The sequence below is a fragment of the Chryseobacterium sp. JV274 genome (assembly GCF_903969135.1).
Lineage (GTDB): Bacteria > Bacteroidota > Bacteroidia > Flavobacteriales > Weeksellaceae > Chryseobacterium.
In genome coordinates, this window is the sequence record NZ_LR824569.1 from 1,154,394 (window position 1) to 1,180,663 (window position 26,270).

18 protein-coding genes are annotated in these 26,270 nt (G+C 37.3%); 5 read left to right on the plus strand and 13 right to left on the minus strand.

Features of this window, described 5'->3' with window-relative positions; genetic code table 11:
- Nucleotides 1-132 precede the first annotated feature (132 nt).
- The 6 genes from rhaT to CHRYMOREF3P_RS05470 form a co-directional block, all read right to left on the minus strand.
- Nucleotides 133-1,221 (minus strand): L-rhamnose/proton symporter RhaT, encoded by a 1,089-nt coding sequence (gene rhaT, locus CHRYMOREF3P_RS05445; RefSeq protein ID WP_180564041.1) that lies wholly within the window; start codon nt 1,219-1,221, stop codon nt 133-135.
- 109 nt (nt 1,222-1,330) lie between these two features.
- Nucleotides 1,331-2,494: a glycoside hydrolase family 88 protein gene (locus CHRYMOREF3P_RS05450; protein WP_198424129.1), complete on the minus strand. Its 1,164-nt coding sequence runs from the start codon at nt 2,492-2,494 to the stop codon at nt 1,331-1,333.
- A 28-nt stretch (nt 2,495-2,522) separates the two neighbouring features.
- Nucleotides 2,523-4,397 (minus strand): rhamnogalacturonan lyase, encoded by a 1,875-nt coding sequence (locus CHRYMOREF3P_RS05455; RefSeq protein WP_180564042.1) that lies wholly within the window; start codon nt 4,395-4,397, stop codon nt 2,523-2,525.
- A 75-nt stretch (nt 4,398-4,472) separates the two neighbouring features.
- Complete coding sequence (locus CHRYMOREF3P_RS05460) at nt 4,473-7,250, minus strand: glycosyl hydrolase (RefSeq protein WP_180564043.1); 2,778 nt, start codon at nt 7,248-7,250, stop codon at nt 4,473-4,475.
- A gap of 12 nt (nt 7,251-7,262) precedes the next feature.
- Nucleotides 7,263-8,585 carry a rhamnogalacturonan acetylesterase gene (locus CHRYMOREF3P_RS05465; protein ID WP_077418000.1) on the minus strand — a complete coding sequence of 441 codons (1,323 nt, stop codon included), beginning with the start codon at nt 8,583-8,585 and terminating at the stop codon, nt 7,263-7,265.
- A 158-nt stretch (nt 8,586-8,743) separates the two neighbouring features.
- Nucleotides 8,744-10,123 carry a glycoside hydrolase family 28 protein gene (locus CHRYMOREF3P_RS05470; RefSeq protein WP_198424130.1) on the minus strand — a complete coding sequence of 460 codons (1,380 nt, stop codon included), beginning with the start codon at nt 10,121-10,123 and terminating at the stop codon, nt 8,744-8,746.
- A 513-nt stretch (nt 10,124-10,636) separates the two neighbouring features.
- Here CHRYMOREF3P_RS05470 and CHRYMOREF3P_RS05475 point away from each other — a divergent pair.
- From CHRYMOREF3P_RS05475 to CHRYMOREF3P_RS05495, 5 genes are all read left to right on the plus strand, one after another.
- The gene (locus tag CHRYMOREF3P_RS05475; protein WP_077416286.1) at nt 10,637-12,124 is read left to right on the plus strand and encodes a xylulokinase; all 1,488 of its coding nucleotides are present in this window, start codon (nt 10,637-10,639) and stop codon (nt 12,122-12,124) included.
- Nucleotides 12,125-12,191: 67 nt separating this feature from the next.
- Nucleotides 12,192-13,520: a xylose isomerase gene (xylA, locus tag CHRYMOREF3P_RS05480; protein ID WP_180564044.1), complete on the plus strand. Its 1,329-nt coding sequence runs from the start codon at nt 12,192-12,194 to the stop codon at nt 13,518-13,520.
- 59 nt (nt 13,521-13,579) lie between these two features.
- Nucleotides 13,580-15,001, plus strand: coding sequence for a D-xylose transporter XylE (gene xylE / locus CHRYMOREF3P_RS05485; RefSeq protein ID WP_077416283.1), 1,422 nt, complete (start codon nt 13,580-13,582; stop codon nt 14,999-15,001).
- Nucleotides 15,002-15,331: 330 nt separating this feature from the next.
- The gene (locus tag CHRYMOREF3P_RS05490) at nt 15,332-16,360 is read left to right on the plus strand and encodes a LacI family DNA-binding transcriptional regulator (protein WP_077417997.1); all 1,029 of its coding nucleotides are present in this window, start codon (nt 15,332-15,334) and stop codon (nt 16,358-16,360) included.
- Between the two features lie 27 nt (nt 16,361-16,387).
- A complete protein-coding gene (locus CHRYMOREF3P_RS05495) occupies nt 16,388-16,786 on the plus strand; it encodes a hypothetical protein (protein ID WP_077416281.1) in 399 nt (132 codons plus the stop codon).
- 314 nt (nt 16,787-17,100) lie between these two features.
- On the opposite strand, the gene CHRYMOREF3P_RS05500 is transcribed toward CHRYMOREF3P_RS05495, so the two are convergent.
- The 7 genes from CHRYMOREF3P_RS05500 to CHRYMOREF3P_RS05530 all read right to left on the minus strand — a co-directional run bounded on the left by CHRYMOREF3P_RS05500 (nt 17,101) and on the right by CHRYMOREF3P_RS05530 (nt 26,262).
- Complete coding sequence (locus tag CHRYMOREF3P_RS05500; protein WP_180564045.1) at nt 17,101-18,714, minus strand: UxaA family hydrolase; 1,614 nt, start codon at nt 18,712-18,714, stop codon at nt 17,101-17,103.
- Nucleotides 18,715-18,719: 5 nt separating this feature from the next.
- On the minus strand, nt 18,720-20,183 hold the full coding sequence (locus CHRYMOREF3P_RS05505; RefSeq protein ID WP_180564046.1) for a tagaturonate reductase: 1,464 nt from the start codon (nt 20,181-20,183) through the stop codon (nt 18,720-18,722).
- Between the two features lie 110 nt (nt 20,184-20,293).
- Nucleotides 20,294-21,826, minus strand: coding sequence for an MFS transporter (locus CHRYMOREF3P_RS05510; RefSeq protein WP_180564047.1), 1,533 nt, complete (start codon nt 21,824-21,826; stop codon nt 20,294-20,296).
- Between the two features lie 109 nt (nt 21,827-21,935).
- Nucleotides 21,936-22,592, minus strand: coding sequence for a bifunctional 4-hydroxy-2-oxoglutarate aldolase/2-dehydro-3-deoxy-phosphogluconate aldolase (locus tag CHRYMOREF3P_RS05515; RefSeq protein ID WP_180564048.1), 657 nt, complete (start codon nt 22,590-22,592; stop codon nt 21,936-21,938).
- A gap of 229 nt (nt 22,593-22,821) precedes the next feature.
- On the minus strand, nt 22,822-23,829 hold the full coding sequence (locus CHRYMOREF3P_RS05520; RefSeq protein ID WP_180564049.1) for a sugar kinase: 1,008 nt from the start codon (nt 23,827-23,829) through the stop codon (nt 22,822-22,824).
- A gap of 234 nt (nt 23,830-24,063) precedes the next feature.
- Complete coding sequence (gene uxaC, locus CHRYMOREF3P_RS05525; RefSeq protein ID WP_077416270.1) at nt 24,064-25,461, minus strand: glucuronate isomerase; 1,398 nt, start codon at nt 25,459-25,461, stop codon at nt 24,064-24,066.
- Between the two features lie 18 nt (nt 25,462-25,479).
- A complete protein-coding gene (locus CHRYMOREF3P_RS05530; protein WP_077416268.1) occupies nt 25,480-26,262 on the minus strand; it encodes a gluconate 5-dehydrogenase in 783 nt (260 codons plus the stop codon).
- Nucleotides 26,263-26,270: the final 8 nt, after the last annotated feature.

A 26,270-nucleotide genomic window follows, 5' to 3' on the forward strand; every position in this document is an offset into this window, starting at 1 on the left:
ACTTCCTTTTACAGTTAAATTACTTTTAATAAAAAGACACTGATTTTTTTCAGTGCCTTTAAAAGAGCTAAAATTATAACTCTGAAACTATATGAATGAATGAATGAATGAATGTAAAATCGTACATGAAGTTTATCGTAAAGAGTTTCCGTATCCTACAATCAAAATAGAGATAAACATTACGATCATTCCGACAGAAATGGTTATAATCGTTTTTTTGGAAACTCCTTTCCATTCTTTGATAATAATACCCCATAAATTAGCAATGAAAATGATAAAGGCCATGTGCAAAATCCATGAGCTGGCACCATTTCCCATTTTACTTTCGCCCATACCGTAAAAGAAGAACTGTAAAAACCACATGGTTCCGGCAAGTGCACAGAAAATCAGGTTGCGTACAACCGGTACGTTTCTTTTAGTATAATCAGTATAGGATTTATTTTTAACGGCTAAATACAAACACCCAATCAGATTGACTGCCATACCGCCCCAAAGTACAACAACGTAGGTTACATTATTTTGAAATAGGAATTCTCCCTGATCCGGATGAGCTATTTTCCAGGCTTCATTGGCTGCAATTGCCATTGGTTTTCCGGCTTCAAGCCCGAAGTTGAAGCATGCGCTTAAAACCCCGGATATGATCGAAACAATTAATCCCAGTCCGAATTTATATTCCGTTTTTACTTCTACCCCGTGAGGATCTATTGAATCGGTTTGTAATTCTTTTTCTTTCATCATTCCTGCTTTTCCGCTGATGATAATTCCGATAACACAAACCAGAAGTCCCAGTAAAACAAACTGTCCCCATCGGCTGGAAAACAGCAAACCGATATTGTCTTTTCCTGTTTGCGGAGAAAATTCATAATAAATAGAAGGAACGAGCGAGCCAAATACCATACAAAGCCCCAAAATAATGCTGCTTCCGAGCGCTACGCCCAGATATCTAACGCCCAAACCATAAGTAAAACCACCAATTCCCCACAAAGCCCCAAACAAAAATGTCAGTCCCAATATGGAAGACCTTTCATTCTGAATGATTTCCCAAAAACCAGGAATGGTAAGAAATGCCGCAAGCGGCGGAACAATGATCCAGGAAAAAGCTCCTCCTATTAACCAGTAGGTTTCCCAGGACCAGCCTTTTACTTTTTTATAGGGTAAGTAAAAGCTCCCTGAAGAAAAACCTCCTAAGAAGTGAAAAAAAACTCCTAATAATGCATTCATAATTTATCTTATGGATTGAATTTGAAAATTAATACTATGAAATCGATTGCGCATCTTGTAGTGTCATGTTAATATTAATTCAATGAATGTTAACAATTTTGAATATTGGTTATTTTAATTGATACACTTCACTGGCAGCAAGTAACAGACAGCCTAAACCATAATCTTCAAAATCAGGCTGTTTGTCAATAGCAAGCGGCTGACCGTCTTTAGGTTCTTTTCCTGTTCCCTGAACCCAGCCCAAAAATCCATTCGGCTGAACAGAATCTTTTACAATCGCACTCCAGGCTTTTACAACAACTGGTAAATATGTCTTTTTATCAATCAATCCTTTATTAATTCCATATGCCATTCCATACACAAACAGAGCTGTGCCCGTCATTTCTTTACCTCCGAAATTGCCAGGATCATGCAGGCTTGCATTCCAAAAGCCATCTTCCCTCTGAATAGATAACAAAGCTGATAACAGGTCTTTGTAATCCTGTAAATATTCCTGATAATGCGGGTCAGATTCCGGGGTATCATCCAGCGTCCGGGCCAGAGCTGCAACTACCCAGCCGTTTCCGCGGCTCCAGTAGCAATCTTCACCGTTGGGTTCTGTGTAAGGGGGAACGAAGCTTTTATCCCGCCACCAAAGTTTGTCTTTTGGGTTGTATAAACCATTTCCTCCATGCTTATATTTCGTAAAGGCATACATCTCATAATTTTTATCAAAATATTTTTGTTCGCCTGTAATTCTGCCCAGCTTTGTAAAAATCGGCATTCCCATTTGAAGCGCATCAATCCACCACCAGTCATCTGATTTTTTAGAGGCAATCATACTGTCCATAGAGGCTTTCACAAATTTTATTCTCTCCGGATTTTTTTTGCCATCCATTTCATAAAGATCCAGATACGTTTGTCCGCAAGCCTGATTATCCGCATTACGGGTGTAGGTATCACGCATCATATCCCAGTTGTGTTTTTGAGACCAATCGACAGCGTAATCGTAATACTCTTTTTTAGGGTCTATTTTATACAGAGCCATCAGTCCTTCATAGTAAACGGCCCTCGTCCACAGATTGCTTGGCCAGACTTTTTTTCCGACAATTTCCTTTCCCGCATCCGGCCATTTGTTCATGAAATATTGATTTGCCCTTCGTGAAACGTCCAAAACTTCTTTTTTATCCGGAAGATTAATGTTCTTTTCCGCCGTTTGTTTCTGAACTGAGCAGGAATATAAAACTCCGAACATCAACGCAGAAAAAGTGACTCTCATTAGTACTTTCTTCATAATTATATTATTTTTTATTTTAGAAAATTTAAGGTTTAACCGTATAAATATTTGGCGAAGGAACTTTTGAAACAGATTCATCCAAATAATAATCAGTATGGGGAGGCTGGTTGTAGCCTACATTTTGCCAAACAATGCTCAACCGATATTGCGGATTATGCATCATCGTATACAAACGGTGCTTCGTAGGAATGGTAGAGCTGAAAATCCGGAGCTCCTGGTTATCTGAAGTTCTGTAAATCAATTCTTCCCGCCAGTCTCCAAATAAATCAGCAACCAGAGAAGGATTTTTCTTGGTCCCGTTGTTGGATTCGCACTGAAAATCTTTAGCATCAAAAATTAGATTGGACTTTTCTTTCTTCCAGCCCCATTTTGATACAGAAGTTCCGTCTAAAATTTCGCTTAAAAAATCTCCATCCCAATAAATTCCCATATTACAGGCAGGATTTTTATCACTTATTTTTCTTCCTTTAGTATCGTAAATGCCTTTTACACCAGCTCCCGCCGCCCAAGATTCTGAACCTTGATAACGGGGATCGATATTTAAAGACAGTCCTCTTCCCGGTCCCTGAAATTTGCCCTGTTTACTATAAATCAAAGAAGGTAATTTCCATAAAACTTTACCTGTTGCGCCGGTTCTGAAATGGGCGCCCGCATCATCAAATCTTTCCTGAATATCGAAAATTTCCAATCCGGGAGAAGAAGGATCCAGATCACCCACGTGCAACGCATCACCGTGGCCAAAGCCCGTGCTGTTCAAGACTTTTCCATTATCATCAACCGTCATTGCACCAAAGATAATTTCATCTTTTCCATCATTATCAACGTCGGCAATGCTCAGGTTATGATTTCCCTGACCCCGGTATTTTTTATTTTCTTCCGAACTTTCCGTATCGAACAGCCATCTCAAACTGAGCTTTTTATCTTTATAATCCCAGGCTGCGATCGTCGTTCGGGTATAATAACCTCTCGACATAATGATGCTGGGCCTTTTGCCGTCCAGATAAGCAACTGCACCCAAAAACCGGTCAATACGGTTTCCTTTTGCATCGCCCCAAGTCTCGGTCATTTGTTCAGGAGTTGGATTTAAACTGCCTGCAAATCTGGGAACTTCATAATGAACTGTATTAATCTCCTCACCTGTTTCACCATTAAAAACAGTCAAATATTCAGGTCCGGAAAGAATAAATCCGTTCTCATTGCGATAATTTTTTGCAGGGTCTCCGATGAATCTTCCTTTACCATCCCTGCTTCCATCTGCCGTCTTCATGACGACTTCTGCTTTGCCGTCCTGGTCTAAATCGTACACTAAAAACTGGGTGTAATGCGCCCCTTCCCTGATATTTTTTCCCAAGTTAATTTCCCACAACAACTTTCCGTTCAATTTATAAGCCTGAATAATGGGCTCATCTGTAAAACCTTTCTGACTGTTGTCTCTGGATTGCCCTGCCTGATGAAGGATAATTTCATACTCACCATCTCCGTCCAGATCGGCCACAGAAGCATCATTTGGCGTATATCCGGCCGGAGTTTTTAAAGGAATTGAAAAATAGGGTTTTTGATTAGCAGCATATTTCGCAGAATCCTGATCAATCTCCTGATTCTGGGTATTGGATCTTACGAAATAAGTGTAATTCTTTGTTTTATCCACCGTTGTATCTAAAAAACTGGTTTCATTAAGCAATGGTTTTTCGTTCAGTTTTTTGCTTTTGCTCTTTTCAATACGATATAAATCAAACTGAATATTCTGAGGTTCTGTACCCAGTAAACGCCAACTTACAAAAACCCCCGATTCTGAAGGTACTGCAACAATTCCTCTTTTTAAATACTCCATTTGCCTTTGCGCTGAAAAGAGATGTGAAAAAAGAATGATCACTACAATAAAGTTATATTTTATATTCATAATTTTGAACTATTAAATTAACATAATTCAATCGATTGCGCAATTTATTTTGATATATTTTACCTTATTTTAATTCTATTTCGAATAATATAATGGAAATAGCTGAATTTGCCCTTCCAATCCGGAAGGCTGAACTTTCCAACCGGATGCATCAAAAGCTTTATAATTAATATTTACAAAGTTGATTTCGTGATAATTACGCCATTGAATTTTATTCTGATCCATATAACGTATTCTATTCGCCATCAAATTGCAAACTTCAATCTGAATAGTGTTTTTCCCTTTTTTCAGATATTTCCCGATGTTGATTTCAAAAGGAATACTCCAGACAATCCCCGCTTCCTGACCGTTAACAATTATTTTTGCACTTTCATATAGCTGATCGAATTTTAAAAGATAATCGTCTGCTTTTTTATTCTTCAAATTTAATGTGGTTGTATAAACGCCGGTTCCTGAAAAACTCTGTGTTGCAGGATCTTCTGAAAAGTTTGTCCAGGGTTCCAGATTTTTTAGAGTCCTTGATTTTGGAAGTTCGGGGCCGCCTTCTTTGAAAGTCAGCTTCCATGCTTGATTTAAACTGATAGGAGAACCTGTCTTTTCAGTATAATTCCATTTTGCAATGGAATGATCGACAGTTTCACTGTTTTTTAAAATTAAAGACTGTCCTGATTTAAGTTGAATTCTCACGGAATTGTTATGGGTTTCCGCAACTCCGAAACCTCCGTTTTCAGGATTCATGATGACGGCTTGTTTTCCTGTATAGTTAAAAGGAAGAAACTGATCAATATCCTTTGCAGTATGGTTAACAATGAAATAGTATTTTCCTCCGTCAAACTGCCTTCTCACAAACTTCAATCCTGTTTCCGTTAATTTTTCTCTTTGTATTTTTAAATATTCCAGGCCTTTTTCAATATCAGAACTTAGAACAATTTTTCCTTTTCCGAAGCTTGCAATGTTTATATTTTCACCCTGATTCTGAAACTGGATCTGAGCCCACAATGATTTTAGTTCTGCTCTTCTTTTTTCAACTTCCAAATTTCCGGGAATATCTTTTGGCTTATTTTGAAAAATAACCGAGGCGCCATTTTGAGCTAATTTGAGAATATTATGTAACGTAGTTTCCGGTAAATAAGTTGATTCAGGAATGATTAAAACCTGGTAAGAAGATCCTTCTTTTGCAGTCTGAATTTTCTGGTTTTCCGATTTAGCTTCGCCAATCATCTTGTCAGAAACCATATCAAGAGCATAGCCCATTTTACTTAGTTTCGTTAGATTTTCATACATCGGAGTTGGCTGCAGCCATTTTTCCACGTTATGAACTTTAAATGCTATATCCTTCCCTTTCGGATTGGCCCATTGGTCATAAATTGGCCAGTACATCAACAATTCATTATCAGGTTTCCCGCTCTGCAAAACACTTTGAGTACGTGCTACATAAGAATTTAATCCCATTAAATGGGGCCACAAGCTATTTTCCGGAACAAAATTAACCGAAGCATAAAACAGCCATCCCGGAAAAGGAACATCGGCCGGTGTATACGTTGTGCCGTGATAAAAGACGTGATTGATTCCCGATAAAAAAACCTGCTCCACTTCGGGTTTTGCCTGCGACCAGGAGGTTTTAAAATGCTCTGTAAGCCAGGTAAAAGTTTCATTTGAAATTAACTGTTTACCCGTAACATTAGCAGCCGATGAAGCAAATTTCAGCATATTAATATCTGGTTTATCAGATTTTTGCACATCTGCACTGTCTCTCCTCAGCCCCGGAATATCAAAAGCTGTACTTCCGAAAGTTTCAGACTCCGGAATATCGACTGCAGCATACAAATCCAGTAAATTTCCAGGTGAGCCATGAGCCTGATTGGTATTTTTTGAGTTTTTGGAACGAGCCCAGTTCGTAAAATCCTTAGTAAAATTGCTCAAAATCAATTCGCTCAGGGTTTCCCTATAATCAGATTTAATTCTACCTGTTATCTCATTTTCTTCGTTACTGACAAGATATTTGATGTATGGACTCAGGTCATATCCTCTCTTATTTTTAAATTCATTTTTAAAATCAGGGGTCCAGTCGGCATTATAAACCTCATAACTGTCATTGAAAAAAGAATGGATTCCGTAGTTTGAGTTTCCAAAAGCTTTATCGAAAGTTTTAAGATAATCTTTTGTTGCCTCAGGTGAGAAATGGTCTAAGGTATAACCTTCACCACCCGGAGCTGCACGTTTTACTTTTTGTAAGGTTTTACCTGTAAAAACAGCATACATTATCCACTTCCCGAAATCCGGTTTCCAATTGAGAGAGCCGTCGTTTGTTATTTTATCGGTTAAAACAACTGCTTCATTTTTTTCATTGTAAGCCGTTACAATATCTAACTTTATTGTTTTTAAATCCTTTTGTTTTTGATCTTTCAGAATGATTTTCTCAGAAAACTTTTCACCTGATGAAATCGTATATGTCTGGACAATCATTTTTGTGGCAGCATCTTCTTCACCAACCTGCGGCCCGCCGATTGGCCAGCCTGTTCCAACGGACATATCAACTCCCATGTTCAAACTTTTTGCCTTGTCTGTAGTGAATTGAAGCATTTTCATCCACTCCGGAGAAAGATAATTGATGTATTGATTTTCAAAGCCTTTTGCACCATAAATGGGAACGATTTCTACACCTCCGAAACCTGCTTTATGAAGCATTATCAGTTCTTTATCCAATCCTTTTTCATTGACAGCATTTCCCATCCACCACCATCGTGTCCACGGCTTTGCCATTTCAGTGGTTTTTGGCCACGGATTTTGTGCGGGAAGATTCCCGAACGCAAAACAAAATAGGCTCGCCTTTACTATAGATTGAATATTCATTTTGTTATTTTTTTAGTTTCCATCCGGTTTTAAAGATTCCATAAAGACACTTTCCGGCCAATGGAAATTTTCGAAAGGATCAGGCTTATTTAAATCAAAACCTTTATATTTTTTAGAAATAAACTTAGCCAAAGGCAGCTTCTGATCGACAATACTTTTTACCACACATTTTGCCAGTTCATAAGCACCATACGTATTAAAGTGAGTGTCATCCGCCAAAGCATCCGGCTGATTGGGATAAGAATTTGCAGGATAATAAACAAATGCTTTTTTAGAATTTTCCGGTCCCAACGCTTCAAACAGCGTTTTACTCATTGCATTCAGGTCGATTAAATATATATTTTCTTCTTTCGCAATTTCCCGCATGGCATCAGGAAAATCATCCAGGGTATTGACAATCTTATTATTTTTATCAAAAACTCTTCGATTCATTGATGTAACTAAAACCGGAATCGCTCCCAATTGTTTTGCTTTATTAATCCATTCCTGTAATCTTTTTTTATAACCAGATTTTGTGCTGTTCCCATACTTCTGGTCATTATGCCCAAACTGGATAAATAGATAATCCCCGGGTTGAATCTTGTTCCATATTTTATCAATTCGGTGGCGGTCTTCAAAGGCTTTCAAAGTTTCCCCGCTTTCGGCGTAATTGGCAATAACAACTTCTTCGGGAACAAAAAAACAGGGCAACATTTGCCCCCAGGAGGCCCAAGGTTCATACTGTGCATCTACAACCGTGGAATCCCCTGTCAGGTAAATTGTTTTCGCCGTTTTGTTGGGCTGAATGGTTATTGCACAAACTTTTGGAGCTTTATCGTTAAATTCAATCGTCAGTACATTGTCCCAATGTAAGTATCTTCTTTCTCTTGGCTTTAATTTTACAATCCCAATTTCAACTCCATCCTGATTACGGAGAATGCTATCTTTAATATGAACGGTAATCAGTTTTTCAACCATTTCACCTTCTTTTGTTTTTACATCATCCAACATCAGACGGCGATTTTCTACACGAACTGTTGTTTGGGAAGTTCCTTTAGAATCGCCTAAATTTAACTTAATATCATAATTTCCTTCCGGAATTATCACCGAAAAATAGAAAGGTTTATCGCTCGTAATATAATCTCCTGTCAAAGCATTTCCTCCTCTGTCGATTGATTTTAAGCCGGAAATATCCATGAATCCGTAGCCCACTTTCCTGTTGAATTCAGAGTGTTCTGTGATGGAAATAAAACCATCCTGAGTTCTGCTTCCACCAAAATCAAATTTGAAATTGGTTTGTTGGGAAAACATTGATGAACAAATAAAAATGACTATAATTCCAATCCAATTTTTCATAATCAATCCATTAAAATATTGACTCCCGGCATTTATCCAAAAATCCCATTCTTTTGTATGCTCAGAATCCGTCTCACTCAGGAACTGAATTTCCTTAGATTGAGAATGCAATAATTGGGAGCATAAATATACCGGAACGAATATTTTAGAAAAACAACTCATTTTGCGGCAATGTCGGAATCGTCTTTTTTGTCGTAAGATTGACCTAAAGAAGCAACCCGGGAAACATTTACTTTATTTTTTTTCAAATTTTTAATAGCATCCAAATTTTCCTCTTTAGGTTTTAACGCTTTTATTTTTAGATTTTCCAACGTGAAATCTGTCAAATCATACAAGTCTGATTTTTCAACATCGAATGCCGTTTCACAACTGATGTCAATATTTTTGATCAAAATATGATTCGCTAAAGATTTTTTAGGCCTTTCCTCTCCTTTCAAATCGAAAAACTGGTTCCAGCCTTTTACATACAAGAAAGTTTTAACATTGCCCGTGATATTTTCAACTGTAATGTATTCATAATGCTGAGGAGTATCTGGTCTCATTTTAAGGTGCAGCAGCCTCGAAGCATCTTTCACTTTTGAGTTGCGCAGAATCACATTATAATTATGGATAGATTCGCTGCCGCAAGTGAGAACACTGTGACAAAACCCAAAGCTGTTATCTTCTATGATGATATTTCTGTTTTCACCATTTTCAGGAGTTTTATCTGCTTTCGGGCCTTTTCCGCCTTTTAATGCGATGGCGTCGTCGTTCACCGACATATAGCAGTTTTTAATCAGGAAATTCGTGCAGGCATCAATATCAACAGCATCTGTACTTGGGGCTTTTACCGGCTCTTTTGGTGCAAGAATTGTCAGGTTTAACAATTTTACAAATTCACTTTTATAATAATGAGTACTCCAGAAAGGGGAATTTTTTACGGTAATTCCTTCAACCTGAACGTTTTTAGAATTTGAAATATAGATGATTCTTGGTCTCATTTCGTCCATATTGGTACACTTAGGGTTCCACTGGCGTCTTTTCCAGAATGCTTTCCAAAAGTGCAATCCATTTCCGTCAAGCGTTCCTTTTCCTGAAATGGTAAAACCATTCAATCCATCTGCGTTGATTAATGCAGGAAAATATTTTACAGTCTGTCCTTCCATTCTTGTTTCCACAACCGGAAAATCACTGATATCATCGCTTCCTTTTAATTTCGCACCGTTCTCCAGATGCAAATGTGTTCCCTGTTTGAAGAATACAGAACTGATCAGGAATGTTCCTTTGGGTACAATAATTACACCGCCGCCATTTTTAGCTGCAAGATCAATGACCGCCTGAACCTGTTTTGTCTGAAGAACCGTACTGTCGTTTTTCACTCCATGATCGGTAAGAATATATTTTTCACCTAATTTATTGATATCTGTAGGCTTATTTTCTTTAAACCATTTTGGAATTATACTGCCGTCGGGAAATTTATCCTGGCTCTTTATCCCCGATGAAAACAATAAGAATATCAACAGATATAGTAAAAAGCTTGATGTATTTTGAGATTTCATAATTTATATTTATTGTAAAATCTGATTTTTCATTAATAAAATTTAATACTCAAAAGAATGGCAAAATAAAGGAATATCATTTAAATACAATTTATTCAGTTTGCTTTTGCAAAAAATCAGCAAATAATTTCCAACTGTATAACGAAAATTATTCTTTCATTTCATTTTCATAAAAGTATACATTTTAGGATTTGGCGGTATCCTGCTCTTTCATGTTGATTATTTTGCGATGATTTATCCCCCATTAACATCTATCAAAATCTAAATTAATCTTCACTTTGTGCAATCGATTGCTCAATATTGGATCCTTAAAGCTGTTTTTAGTTAAAATTAAATTCTCAATTTGTTTCATTTAATTAGAATTAAAGTATCTAAAAATTAATTAATTAAAATTAAGACACTGAATAACAATAGCTTAACACTTGATAATATTGAAAATTCACAGATTTACAAAAACCCTCGGTATAATACATAAAATTATTACATTTAAAGCATTACAATTATTAATAATTAATGAAATTTATAGGTTATGATGTAGGAAGCTCATCGATAAAGGCTTCCATCGTAGATGATCAGGGCAAATTAATCGCCCATGCCAAATACCCGGAACATGAGATGTTGATAGATTCCCCAAAAGCAGGCTGGGCAGAACAAAACCCCGATGAATGGTGGCAAAACCTCCGTATTCTCACTCAAAAAATAATTGCAGAGAGCAAAATCCACAAAAATGAGATTAAAGGAATCGGCATATCTTATCAGATGCATGGATTAGTATTGATTGGAAAAGACAAACAGGTCCTTTGTCCGTCAATTATATGGTGTGACAGCCGGGCTGTTGAAATTGGCGACCGGATTTTTGATGAGATCGGAGAAGAAAAATGCATGAAAGAGCTGCTTAATTCTCCGGGCAACTTCACTGCATCCAAGCTGAAATGGGTACAGGAAAATGCTCCTGAAGTCTATGACAAGATCTGGAAATTTATGCTTCCGGGAGATTTCATTGCATTTAAGCTCAGCGGTGAAGCAACAACTTCTGTTACAGGGCTTTCAGAGGGTATACTTTGGGACTTTGAAAAACATGAGGTTTCAAAAACAATGCTGCAACACCTGAAAATTGATGAATCTTTTGTTTCTGACATTGTGGAAAATTTCACTGAACAATGCTATGTTTCAAAACAGGGAGCAGAGGAAAGTGGCCTTCCCGAAGGAATTCCTATTTATTACCGCGCTGGAGATCAACCCAATAACGCATTTTCTCTCAATGTAATGAATCTCGGAGAAATTGCAGCCACAGGCGGAACTTCCGGAGTTGTTTATGGTGTGACTGATAATATTAAATCTAAGGAGTCTGTAAGGATTAACAATTTTGCACACATTAACCACACAAAGGAACGACCGAGAATCGGCAAAATGCTTTGCCTGAATGGTGCTGGAATTCAATACAGCTGGCTTCGACATCAGGTTGACCAAAAAAGACACAGCTATCACGAAATTAATGATTTAGCTTCAAAAATACCAATCGGTTCCGATGGAGTTATTGTCCTGCCCTTCGGAAACGGAGCAGAGAGAGTTCTGCATAATAAAGATATCGGATCGTCTGTTTTTAACCTGAACTTTAACCGTCACAAAAGCGAACATCTTTTCCGGGCAGGATTGGAAGGTATTGCCTATTCTTTTGTGTATGGAACTGATATTTTAATGTCCGACGGGCTTCAGAAAGGTATTATAAAAGCAGGTGGTGACAATTTATTCCGCTCTTCTTTATTCACACAGACCATCACTACTATTTTGGATACCGAAATAAGAATTATAAATTCCACAGGTTCTACAGGCGCCGCAAGAGCTGCAGCCATGGGGGCCGGAGCATTCGAATCGCAAAACGAAATCCTGACTGACAAAGACATTTTAAAAAGCTATTACCCTGATACTAAGAACTATAACCAGTACAAGGATAGTTATGAGAAATGGAAATTAAAATTATTACAAAATCTAAATAATTAAGAAATTTTTTAACACATCAATGCAATCGATTGCATTGATTCATTCATCTATTTAAAACTAAAATATAATGGCAATTACAATGGGTAACAAAGAGTATTTCAAAGGAATTGGAAAAATTCAATTTGAAGGAAAAGAATCTGACAATCCTCTGGCTTTCAAATTTTATAACGAAAACAAAGTCGTTCGCGGGAAAACGATGAAAGAATATTTCAAATTTGCGACGGCTTACTGGCATACATTCTGTGCAACGGGTGGAGATCCTTTTGGAGTGGGAACACAGCATTTTGAATGGTTAAAAGCAACAGATGTTAAACAAAGAGCAACAGAAAAAATGGATGCGGCTTTCGAATTTTTCACAAAACTGGGTATGCCTTACTACTGTTTCCACGATTATGATTTAATTGATGAAGCGGATAATTTCAGAGAATCAACCAAAAGAATAGAATTCATAACCGATTATGCTAAAGAAAAACAGGCGGCTTCCGGAGTAAAGTTACTTTGGGGAACGTCAAACTGTTTCTCCAATCCACGATTTATGAATGGTGCAGCTACAAATCCATCTTTTGATGTGTTGGCTTATGCAGGAGGGCAGGTTAAAAATGCATTAGATGCAACAATAAAGTTAAGCGGAGAAAATTATGTTTTCTGGGGCGGTCGTGAAGGATATATGTCTTTACTGAACACCAACATGAAACGTGAGCTTGAACATATGGCAAAATTTTTACACGTGGCAAAAGATTATGCACGTTCACAAGGCTTCAAAGGGACCTTCTTTATTGAACCAAAACCAATGGAGCCTACAAAACATCAATATGATTTTGATGCGGCAACCTGCTTAAACTTTCTTCGTCAATATGATTTAATGGATGATTTTAAGCTTAACCTTGAGGTCAACCACGCAACTTTAGCCCAGCATACTTTTGAACATGAATTACAAGTTGCGGCTGACAATAACGTTTTAGGAAGTATTGATGCCAACCGCGGAGACTATCAAAATGGTTGGGATACAGACCAATTCCCGGTTGATTTATATGAAATGACTCAAGCAATGCTGGTGATTATTCAGGCAGGAGGCTTCCAGGGCGGAGGTGTAAATTTTGATGCTAAAATCAGAAGAAACTCAACGGATCTGGAGGATATTTTTATCGCTCACATCAGCGGAATGGACAATTTTGCAAGAGCTTTCCTGGCTGCAGATGCTATTTTAGAAAAATCAAAATATTCTGAAATCAGAGCTAACAGATATTCTTCTTTCAATAATGGAAAAGGTAAAGATTTTGAAGAGGGGAAATTATCTCTTACTGACCTGGCTGCCCATGCGGAAGGACTTGGAGAAGTAGGCCAAGAAAGCGGTAAGCAGGAATATATGGAAAGCCTGATTAATCAGTATTTATAACACAAATGCTGATTAACTAACAAGTACCTAATCTTTAACAACTAAAACTATATGAGACTATGCAAATAATAGATTCAGGGCCGAAATATTCTTCAGGAACAAAGGCGGAAATCAACATGGTATATGTCACTCTGATTACATTGGTTGCCACTTTGGGCGGGCTTTTGTTTGGATATGATACAGCCGTCATTTCGGGTGCAGAAAAATCCATTCAGGAATATTTAATTATCCCATTGGGGCTGAGCTCATTGGCTCATGGAGCAACTATTTCCAGTGCATTGATAGGGTGCGTGATTGGAGGAGCTGTTTCCGGATATTTTTCCACCAGGTTAGGAAGGAAAAAATCACTGATGGCAGCTGCATTTTTATTTTTCATCAGTGCTTTGGGAGCTGCTTATCCTGAATTTTTATTTTTTAAGCAGGGCGAACAATCAATGGGAGTTTTGCTGGCTTTTAACTTTTATAGAATTATTGGAGGAATTGGTGTTGGTCTTGCTTCTGCAGTTTGCCCGATGTATATTGGAGAAATAGCTCCTGCTGAAGTTCGCGGAAGATTGGTTTCTTTAAACCAGTTTGCCATAATTTTCGGGATGCTGGTAGTGTATTTTGTCAATTGGGGCATTGCTGACGGAAAATCAGTAGAATGGATCAACGATATCGGTTGGCGTTATATGTTTTTATCACTGACCATTCCGGCTGCTTTATTCGGGATTTTACTGTTTTTTGTTCCAGAAACTCCACGATATTTAACCTTGATTAAAAAAGATGATGAAGCGCTTAAAATTTTAACCAAAATTAATGGTCAACTTCGAGGCCATGAGATTTTTCAGGAAATCAAAGGTACTGCTACCCAGCATAAAAGTATGATTTTTGCATTCGGAAAAACAGTAATCATTATTGGGATTTTACTTTCTGTTTTTCAGCAGTTTGTAGGAATTAATGTAGCTTTATACTACGCTCCGAGGATTTTTGAGAGCATGGGTGTTCATAAGGATGCTTCCATGCTGCAGACCGTGGTTATGGGATTGGTTAACGTCATCTTTACGGTTGTAGCCATTTTCACGGTTGACAAGTGGGGAAGAAAACCTTTACTGATCGTAGGTTCCATAGGAATGGCAATTGGAATGTTTGCCATTGCCATCTTCTCTTATTTGCATATCATCGGGATTGCAACTTTGGTTTTCATCATCATCTATACGGCATCTTTTATGATGTCCTGGGGACCGATATGTTGGGTTTTAATTTCAGAACTTTTTCCTAACAAAATCCGGGGTGCAGCGATTGCTGTTGCCGTTGCTGCCCAATGGGCTGCTAATTACCTGATCTCCTCCACCTATCCTTTTATGATGGAATTTAGTGGAGCTTTTACTTATGGTTTTTATGGAGCGATGAGTGTTTTATCACTATTTTTTGTATGGAAAATGGTTCCGGAAACTAAAGGAAAATCTTTGGAGGAAATTGAAAAACTTTGGAAAAAATAGTTATTTCTTTATATCAACAGTTAGTAATGAGGGCATCGGTTTCCGGTGCCCTTTTTGGTTAAATTAATCGATGTTTTTTATTATTAAATAAAATTTTCTTTATTAATGAGCCTTATTTCCAGTGAATACGGTTTTTCTCTTAATTAAAAATTGAGCCCAACCTCAAGAAAAATTAAGCAATTCAATATTTTTTAGGTTTAATCTGATTTTAATCACTCTTAATCTTGTATAAAATCTCAATATTTCCTGTTTGATAGACATAATTTGATTAAATTTACGACTATAATGTATGTCATCCCGGACATACCCAAAACTTCAGAAAAAGCATGTATGAATAAGAAAAATGCCACAATATATGACATCTCGAAAAAGCTTAACGTAAGTGTGGCAACTGTTTCCAGAGCATTGAACGACCATCCGAGAATAAGCCAGGCAACGAAAGATTTGGTAAAGAAAACTGCCAAAGAAATGAACTACAAGCAAAATAACCTTGCCAAAGCTCTGAAAAGCGGGGAAACAAAAAACGTAGGAATTATCGTGCCTTACATTAATACCAATTTCTTTTCATCTGTGATCCGCGGAATTGAAGAAGAGCTTTCCCCACATGGTTATCATGTCATTATCTGCCAGAGCCATGAAGATGTAACTATTGAAAAAAGGCACCTAAACACTTTGCTTAATGCTCAGGTTGACGGTATTTTCATGTCTGTTTCCAAGACGACCATTGATACCGAACATATTCTGAATATTCTGAATACCACCAATACTCCTATTATATTTTTTGACCGTAAAAAAGACATTTCAGGAATCAGCACAGTAACTATCGACGATTATCGTGGCGGTTATATGGCGACTGAACATTTGATTAATGAAGGCTACAGAAATATTTGTCATTTCTCCGGGGACTTAAATCTGGAAATTTATGAGAACCGTCTGAACGGGTACAAACAGGCTTTACTGGACCATAATTTAAGCATTAAGGAAGAAAATATTATCACAACCGGAAGTTCGATCGATGAAGGAATTGATGCAGTTAAAAAACTTTGGGATAAAAAATCTGTTCCTGATGCCATCTTTTCATCCAGTGATTTTGCTGCGTTAGGTGCTTGTCAGGAACTGAAAAAACGTAAAATTAAAATCCCGCAGGAGGTTGCTGTTATTGGCTTTTCTAATGAACCTTTTACTCAATTTATGGAGCTTCCGATAAGTTCTGTAGATCAGACTCCCCTGACGATGGGGAAAATGGCAGGACAGGTTTTTATTGATAGTGTGAAAGAAAATGGTTCCGGGGTTTCTATTGAGAAGAAGGTGGTTTTGGCGCCGCAGCTTTATATCAGGAAGTCTTCGAAAAGAAGGTAGCTATAGTTAATTTAAAGACAAACATAGATGGATCTGGATAATCAATCTCTTTATATCATGCTTGGTGGTATTGGTCAATTTATTTTATGGATGTCTTATAAAGTATTGAAAAATAGAACAACCTACCTTATCATATTAATATTCGCAATTTTGATTGCTTTACTTGGATATCTTAATATTAATCGTGAATCATTAAAAATGACAAACGGTAGTGCTGCTACATGGGCATTCTTGCCCTTATTTTTTATGATTTATTATTGGATATTAAGAAATTTATTTATAATAATCTTTGGAAATGAACCTTTAATGACAGGTTATATGCAATCAAGTTGGGAACAAGGTGAGTATAGAAAATTACACATGGGAGATGCTATTTTCACTGTACTGACATTAATTTCACCTTTTTTGACTACTTTACTCTTTTAATAAAAAGTACCAATATTTATTTAATTTGAAAATATGGAAAAGAAACATTTAACTGATGAAGAATTTAAAAAGCTTGTAATAGAAATAGCTATATAAATTTCGCCAATCTTAGTAAAGAAAAAATCTGATTCGTGGTCTGTAGCAGAGAATATAGCAATTTATTCAAGAGATATTGCTGAAGCAGTAAGAAGTATTTTGAGTGATAAAAGTTTATAAGCACGAATTACAAATCCGCGTTATCAATTCAAAAGAAAATACTTTCCACATCATGTGGAAAGCATTTTCAAATCTAATTATTTATATAAAAACGATAACTATAAACTTACGCCCCGTCTCCAAGGAATAAAATCGTTCTGATTGAGAATTGCTGCTTTGGTTTTTACCTCTCCGCTGGCAACTTCTATGATAAATTCTAACAATTCTTCTGCTTTTTCGTCTATTGATTTTTCCCCTGTAATCACGTCTCCGGTATTGAAATCGATGATATCGGGCATTCTTTCTGATAATGATGTATTTGAGGAAATTTTCACTACGGGAACCACAGGATTCCCTGTCGGAGTTCCAAGACCAGTTGTGAATAAAACAACATTGGAACCTGAACCCACCAAAGCGGTAGTACATTCCACGTCATTGCCTGGTGTACACAATAAATTTAAGCCCGGTTCTTTGATGTATTCTGTAAAATCGAGTACATCATTTATTGGCGATGAACCGCCTTTTTTAGCCGCTCCTGCAGATTTCATAGCATCGGTTATTAGGCCATCTTTAATATTCCCCGGCGACGGATTCATATCAAAGCCAGATCCTGCAGCAACGACTGAATTTTCAAAATCTTTCATTAATTGTAAAAACCTTTCTGCATCTTCTTCTTTCACACAACGGTTGACCAGCTCCTGCTCTACTCCGCATAGTTCCGGAAATTCTGAAAGAATAGTTGAACCTCCGATTCCTGCCATTAAATCTGACAGCTGTCCTAAAACCGGGTTTGCAGAAATCCCTGAGAAACCGTCTGACCCCCCACATTCCAACCCTAAAACAAGTTTAGAAATCGGAGCAGGTTTTCTTTCTGTTTCATTAGCCTGTTTGATGGCTTCGTAAGAATCTTTAATAATTCCGCTTAACATTTCATCTACAGTTCCGGACTTTTGCTGTTCGTAAACGATGATGGGCTTTTTATTATCCGGACTGATTTTTTCCAGGGCATCTTTAAAAATCTGAACCTGTAAATTCTGGCAGCCCAAGCTTAAAACTGTTGCTCCGGCTACGTTCGGATTGTTAACATATCCTGCCAGCAATCTTCCCAATGCCTCGGCATCCTGACGAATTCCGCCACAACCGCCCTGATGCGTAATGAATTTAACTTCAATATTTTTAAATACTCTTGAATCCTGCTCTTCTTCAACAGCAGTTTCCGTTTCGGAATTATTGATTAATGATCTTAATAATAACTGGTGTTTTGTCACTTTTTCAAACAACAGTTCTTTTTCAAAAACATCCTTTAAAATCTCAACATTCCTGTTTTCACAAAAAACCAACGGGAAAAATAACCATACATTTTCCGTTCCTACCTGCCCGTCTTCGCGATGATAGCCCATGAACGTTTTATCTTTCCATTTATCAACATTCGGAGCTGTCCAGGAAGTGGTTTCTGTTTTTCGTTCTACTTTTGCGCTTTGATGTTTTACGTTTTCAGTCGTAATCACCTCTCCTTTCCGGATCGGCAGGCTGGCTTTTCCCACCAAAACTCCGTACATGATAATAGCATCACCTACAGCAAGATCTTCAGTCACGAATTTGTGTTTCGCTTTCGTGTCTTTTATAATTTCATAAGTAAGTTCACCCAAAGTAACAGTTTCCCCCTGCGCAAGATCTACCAGCGCAACCGCTACATTATCCTTGGGATTTACTTTTAGTACTTTCTTTTGCATTTTTTCTAAGAATATAATTGTATAAAGTTGTAATACGCAGTTTCTACGCCGTTGTGGTCTATTTCCCACAAAGCTTTTGCGACTGCATTTTTCAGTCCGTCAACCTGAGTAAGGTCTGTATCCCAGAAAGCGGTTTCACTTAATGATAATTCTGCTACTTTCCCATAATCTTCGTTTATCCAGATTTCTTTGAATTTAGCAACAATAGATTCTTCATCATTGATAGGCAAAGATTTTTCACCAAAATTCCCCTGATAGAATCTGATTAAGCTTGCCAAAGAGAATACCAGATTTAGTGGTAATTTTTTGTTGATTTCAACGTAACCCAGCAAACTAGGAAGGATTCTTACTTTAAATTTAGAAACAAAATATAACGCGATACTCGCCTGATAATGTTTAATAAAAGGATTTCTGAACCTGTCGAAAACTTCTTCCGCAAAATCTTTCAGTTCCGTTTCATCCAGACCCAAAGTCGGATTTACTTCATTAAAAATGGTTTCACTTAAAAACTTTCCGATAAATGCATCGTCAATAGATTCTTTTACCGTTTCCTTACCTGATAAAACTGCAGGAGCCAGCATTAAGGTATGACCGCCATTCAGGATTCTCACTTTTCTCAAACGGTACGGTTGAATATCATCGACCACCAAAATCTGTTCGTTAATCTGAGCAAAAGGAATTCTCTCTTTTAAATTTCCGGCATCCTGAATTACCCAAAGTAAGAATGTTTCAGAAACAACCATCATCTGATCTTCATAATCCAACTGATCTTCGTATGATTCTGCGTCATCTTTCGGATACCCTGGAACAATCCTGTCAACCAAAGTATTATGGAAATAATTATTTTGATTAATCCATTGCGCAAAATCAGCATCTAAATTCCAAAGTCGGGCATACTTCAGCATCATATCTCTCAACGCAGATGCATTGTCTTCAATCAATTCACAGGGAATAATTCTTACTCCTTTATCTGTAGCTCCATTGAAATGTTTAAATCTTTCGTACAATAAAACGGTTAATTTCGCAGGGAAATTCTTGTGCGGACCAATGTAATCATTTTCTGATTCGTCATAAGCAATTCCCGTTTCTGTTGTGTTTGAGAAGATAAATTCTAATTCTTGTTCTTTCGCCAACGCTAAGAATTCATTGTAATTTGTATAAGGATTAATTGACTTCTGAATCGCAGAAATCACTTGTTTTGTATCAACGATCTCCCCTTTTTTAATTCCCCTAGAGAAAAGCGTGTACAGATTATCCTGTTCTTCCAGTTTATGAACCGAACCGCCCGCCGTTGGTTGAACATTTACAATTCCGGCATTGAACCCCACTTCTTTATTTAATTTATCAATGACATAATCTGTGAATCCTCTCATAAAATTTCCACCTCCAAACTGTATAATTTTGATGGGAAGTTTTTCCTGAGAACCGATTAATTCACGATTTAATTTTTGTTTTATCTGATTTTCCATCTTTTTAACTCGATGATTTTATTTTTTTTTAACGCAGAGCCCAAGTTTTTTTGGCTACTACCTGTTTTTAATTTTGCAAAGGCGTTTCGCTTAACAAAGCTCATAAAGTTTTATTTTATCACCTTATATTTTGGAACCAATGTTTTCATTACGGTCCAAGCGATAAGATATGCTACGGCACATGCTGAAAATATAATCATGTAGCCTTTATCGATTCCATCTACAACTACTGATCCTGATTTTTCCAGCTGCTCAAAAAATCCGTCGGGTAATCTTTCGTTGATGTATTGAGGATATTTTTCCAATAAAGGAATTCCGTCAACCGTTGACCAGGCTTTATGCGCATGATCGAACAATACGCCTGAAGATTTATTAATAATGAATGAACCGATTCCACCCGCCATTCCGCCAATTCCGGTAATGGTTGCAATGGCTTTTTTCGGGAACATATCGCCAACTGTCGAGAAAATATTTGCCGACCAGGCCTGATGTGCTGCTCCTGCAATTCCGATAATTAAAACCGGAATCCAATAGGTTACTGAACCTAAAGGCTGTGCTAACAGTGCCAATAAGGGAAAAAATGCGAAAATCAACATGGCTTTCATTCTTCCTGAATAGGCATTCATTCCTTTCTTTTCCACAAAATATTTTGGAAGCCACCCTCCGATGATTGACAATAAAGTAATCATATAAAGAACAAACAATGGCAATGCACTTTGTGTAGAATCCATTTTGTAAACGGAACTTAAATAAGCCGGAGTCCAGAATAAAAAGAACCACCAAACACCGTCTGTCATAAATTTCCCAAAGGCAAAAGCCCAGGTCTGTCTGTGACTGAAACATTCTTTGAAAGTGAATTTTCTTTCTTCTGCCTGCACGGTATTTTTTTCAACAGCAAAGTCTTCCTGATCCTGCTGAATATAGGTTAATTCATGTTCGTTAACTTTATGATGTTCGTGAGGTTTTTTGTAGTAGAAAATCCACAATCCCATCCATACAAATCCCAACGCACCAATGATGATAAATGCCCATTCCCACCCCATCGCCTTTGCTATAAAAGGAATGGTAACCGGTGCTGCCAAAGCTCCAACCGTTGCTCCTGCATTGAAAATACTTGTTGCTAAAGCTCTGTCTTTTTTAGGGAAATATTCCGCCGTAGTTTTAATTGCTGCCGGGAAATTTCCTGCTTCACCAATAGCCAATACGAAGCGTGCAAAAATGAACAGTGTTACACTCGTACTGATGATGGCTGAGGTATTGGAAACTGTAGAAATCAATTCTTTAGATCCGTGAAAACCTGTCAGCCAGTTTCCGGTAAGAATTCCTGAGGTTGCAATTCCGCAAAATGCATGTAAAACTGCGCCGACAGACCAGATTCCGATTGCCCAAAGGAAACCTTTTTTGGTATCCATCCAATCGACAAATTTTCCAGCAAAAAGCATTCCTACTGCATAGAAAATAGAGAATAATGCCGTGATATTTCCATAATCATTATTGTTCCAGTGAAATTCCGGTGCGATAAAATCTTTCCACGTCAAAGATAAAACCTGACGATCAAGATAATTGATTGTGGTTGCAATGAACAGCAAAAAGCATATCGTCCATCTGAAAGTACTCGGTTTAGGAGATTTAACTGAACTCATATTAGTTTTAGGATTAGTTCGTTTTTTATTTTTTAATAATGATGTTTGTTTTTAAGTTCTCAAAGGCGTTTCACTTACCAAGACCACAAAGTGTTTTATTTAATCATTATTATAAAGACTGAATAATTTCCAGTACTTTCTTCGTTTCTTTTTCAATCGTTATATAATCTTTAGCAAGCATTAATTCTTTGCTTACCAGTTTGCTTCCCATTCCTACTGCTGAAACACCGGCTTTGAACCAGCTTTCGATGCTTTCTTTAGTGGTATTTACTCCACCTGTCGGCATAAATTTCAGATTTGGAAAAACATCTTTGATTGCACTCATAAATCCGATTCCTAAGGCGTTCCCGGGGAATAGTTTAATGAAAGTAACTCCTGCGTCTTCAGCGGTAATAATTTCAGTCGGCGTCATACAACCCGGACTGTACAACAAATCTTTAGGAATCAAAAATTCTGCAACCTCAGCTACAAAACCCGGACTGATAAAGAAATCTGCTCCTACTTTATAATATTCTTCAGCTTGTTGCACATTTTTTATTGTTCCAATTCCCAAAAGCATTTCCGGCATTTCTGCATTACGTATTTCTACCATTTTTGTGAAATTGCTTAAGGCAGATTCACCACGGCTTGTATATTCCACTGCACGAATTCCGGCTTTGTAAAGCGATCTCAGTATTTCCAGAGTTACCGTTTCATCAGCATTATAATACAGAGGTAAAACTCCCTGATTGATGATGGCCTCAGTAACCGATTGAATTTTTGTCATTTTGTTTAATTATTCTGTTTGAAAATAATCTTTGATGGAATTTAATCCATCCTTTAGTATGCTGCCTATTCAAGACTTTTATCTAAATCTTTTGTTTTTAGCGCAAAGATTTTCTTTTTAAAACTTGATGTGTATTTTTAAGTTCGCAAAGGCGTTTGACTGTGTCGAATCTTCGATTTCACTCAGCTAAGTCTACATTTTTTTATTTTATCGATAAGCCAATTGCCAACTATCTTTTTATTCTTCCTCCTGAATCTCCATTCATGACTTCCAGAATATCTTCTGCGCTGCTGTAATTGATATCCCCTAAAATGGTGTGCTTTATCGCACACGCTGCATTAGCGAATTTTAATGCTTTTTCGTCATCGAAATTGATTAACCCATAGATCAAACCTGCTGCAAAAGCATCGCCTGTCCCGATTCGATCGACTACAGGATTAACTTCCAACAATTCAGTTTCAAAATAGTTATCACCAACTAAAGCTCTTCCCTGTGTCTGCTGAGAACTTGCTGTAACGCCAATTCTTATTTTGTCGAAAATTTTATGAATAGAAGGACATTGCTGTTTTAATTCTTTACAAGCTTCAGTGAACCCTTCTTTATCTGATGAAAACTGAGTTCCTAGAATTTCATTAATTTCATTCACTCCCCCTATAAAAATCGTTGAATAAGAAACCAGCTCTTTCAAAACTTCGTTTCCTTTTTTGCCGTATTTCCAAAGGTTTGAGCGGTATGCAGGATCGGTTGTAACCTCTATTCCCAATTCACGGGCTGTTTGTAAACCTTCTTTAAGGCTTTCATAAGCTGCTTCGGAAATTCCGGGGCTGATACCTGTCCAGTGGAAATATTGGCAGCCTTCAAGGGCTTTTTTCCAGTCAATATTTTCAGGCTTAATATTGGCAAAAGAGCCGTTCAATCTGTTATAGGCAATTCTACTGGCGCGAACTGATGACCCTACTTCTAAAAAGTACAAACCTAAAGGATAATCATTTTTGCTGATGAAGGAGGTATCTATTCCAAAACTCTTAATGAAGGAAACCGCCGATTCTCCTACAAAATCATCAGAAACGCTGCTGACATGCCTGACGTCACAACCCATTGTTGCCAATGAAGATGCTACATTAAGCTCTGTTCCACCGAAAAAAAATTCCATTTCGTGACTTTGCTTCATGGTTCTGTTTCCGGGTGGCGAAAGTCGCATGATGACTTCTCCGAATGTGACTATTTTGCTGCTCATAGTTTTAATTAACCTTTAAGGTAAATTTTCTTTTATTTTTTTAACCATTAAGATTTATTGAAGGAGTTTAGAAAAGTTAAGTTTGGCTTTGCCTTAAGATTATTTCAATCAATTTGATTTTTCTTAATTCAACTTAACCTCTTAAATTTCCTTAATGGTTTAAAACTTTATTTTTATCTCTCGCAGATTTCGCATCAGCTCAATCTGCTAGAGTTTTTTTATTTAATTTGAAATTTAAAAATCAAAATAATTTTTAGCATTATGATAACAAATATCTGAAATGGTCTTCCCTATCAGATCGATATCATCAGGTAATTCACCATTTTTCATTTCTTCTCCGAAAAGGTTGCACAGTACTCTTCTGAAATATTCGTGTCTAGGGAAAGAAAGGAAACTTCTGGAATCCGTCAGCATCCCAACGAAACAGCTGATCAGTCCCATGTTTGAAAGGGCATTCATCTGCTTGATCATTCCGTCTTTTTGGTCCAGGAACCACCATCCTGATCCGAACTGTACTTTTCCTTTGATGCTGCCATCATTGAAATTTCCGATCATTGTCGCGAAAATCTCGTTGTCGGCAGGATTTAAATTATATAAAATGGTTTTTGTTAATTTATCTTTCCCGTCTAATGTATTCAGTAATTTAGACAGGGTTTCAGCCTGAACGAAGTCACCTATAGAGTCCCAGCCTGTATCTGGGCCAAGAATTCTGTGCATTCTTTCATTATTATTTCTCAATGCTCCAAGATGGAACTGCTGAACCCAGCCGTATTTGTGGTACGCTTCTCCTAAAAATAATAAAATGGCAGTTTTGAATTGATTCACCTGTCTTTCAGCAATTACTTTTCCTGAAATTTTATCATTAAAAATTTCGCTTACTTCCGCTTCTGTGAATTCTTCGAAAGAAATATTATTCAATCCGTGGTCGCATAATCTGCAGCCATTTTCGTGGAAATATTCAATTCTTTTGATTAAAGCATCGCACAATGTTTGATAGGAATTAATTTCAATTCCGGCAGATTCGCCTAATTTTGAAATATAATCTGCAAAGTTGTGATTTTCGATTAAAATTGCTTTATCAGGACGGAAAGCTGTGCTTACTTTAATGTTAAAATCGCTTTTTGCCAGATCCTGGTGATAATTCAATACATCTGTAGGATCTTCCGTGGTGCACAGAGATTCTACATTCATCATTTTTAATAAGCCTCTTGTTGATTTTTCAGGAGTATGAAGCTGGGATGAGATATTATCGTAAATGTCAGATGCGTTGTCTGCATTTAATAATTCATCAATTCCGAAATATCTTTTTAATTCCAGATGTGTCCAGTGATACAAAGGATTTCTCAATGTATAAGGAACTGTTTTGGCCCAGGCCTCAAATTTTTCTTTATCTGAAGCGTCTCCCGTGATGAATTTTTCATTCACACCCATGGTACGCATGGCTCTCCATTTGTAATGGTCACCAGCAATCCAAACCTTTGAGATATTTTCGAAAACAGTGTCTTCTGCAATATCTTTAGGAATCAAATGATTATGGTAATCAATGATAGGTTGTTTTTCAGCGTATTTGAAGTATAATTCTTCAGCGTATTTATTTTGTAATAAAAAGTTATCTGTAATAAAAGGTTTCATTCTAGTCTGATTCTGTTGTTACTCATTAGCAGGTTTCCCGATGGTTGCCAAAATCCCTCCATCCACATAAATAATCTGTCCGTTGATGAATCTGCTTGCGTCAGAAGCTAAGAAAATAGCTGTTCCTGCAAGATCTTCCGGATTTCCCCATCTTCCTTCCGGCGTTCTGCTGATGATAAAGTCGTTAAAAGGATGTCCGTCCACCCGGATGGGTTCTGTCTGAGAAGTGGCAAAATATCCGGGTCCGATTCCGTTTACCTGAATATTGTGTTTTGCCCATTCTGTCGCCAGATTTTTGGTAAGCATTTTCAGACCGCCTTTTGCAGAAGCATAGGCTACTACATTGTCTCGTCCCAGCTCACTCATCATCGAGCAGATGTTGATGATTTTTCCGGATTTTCTTTTGATCATATATTTGCCTACTAATTTCGACATGATAAAAGGTCCTGTAAGGTCTACATCAATTACTTTTCTAAAGTCTTCCACTTCCATATCAATTGCCGGAATACGTTTGATGATTCCCGCGTTGTTGACAAGGATGTCTATTTTTCCATGAGTAGCTTCCATTAAAGCTACTTTCTGAGCGGCTTCCAGCTCGTCCGTAACATCAAAAAGATAACCGGTTGCTTTGTATCCTTTTGAATGATAATAGTTTAAAGCTTCCTCTAATTTTGACGGTGTCGTACTTGTGATCGCCAGTTCAGCACCTGCAGCGGCAAGACCTTCTGCCATTGCCATTCCTAATCCGTGAGTACCGCCTGTAACGACTGCTACTTTACCGGATAAATCAAATAAATTCATTGGAAAAA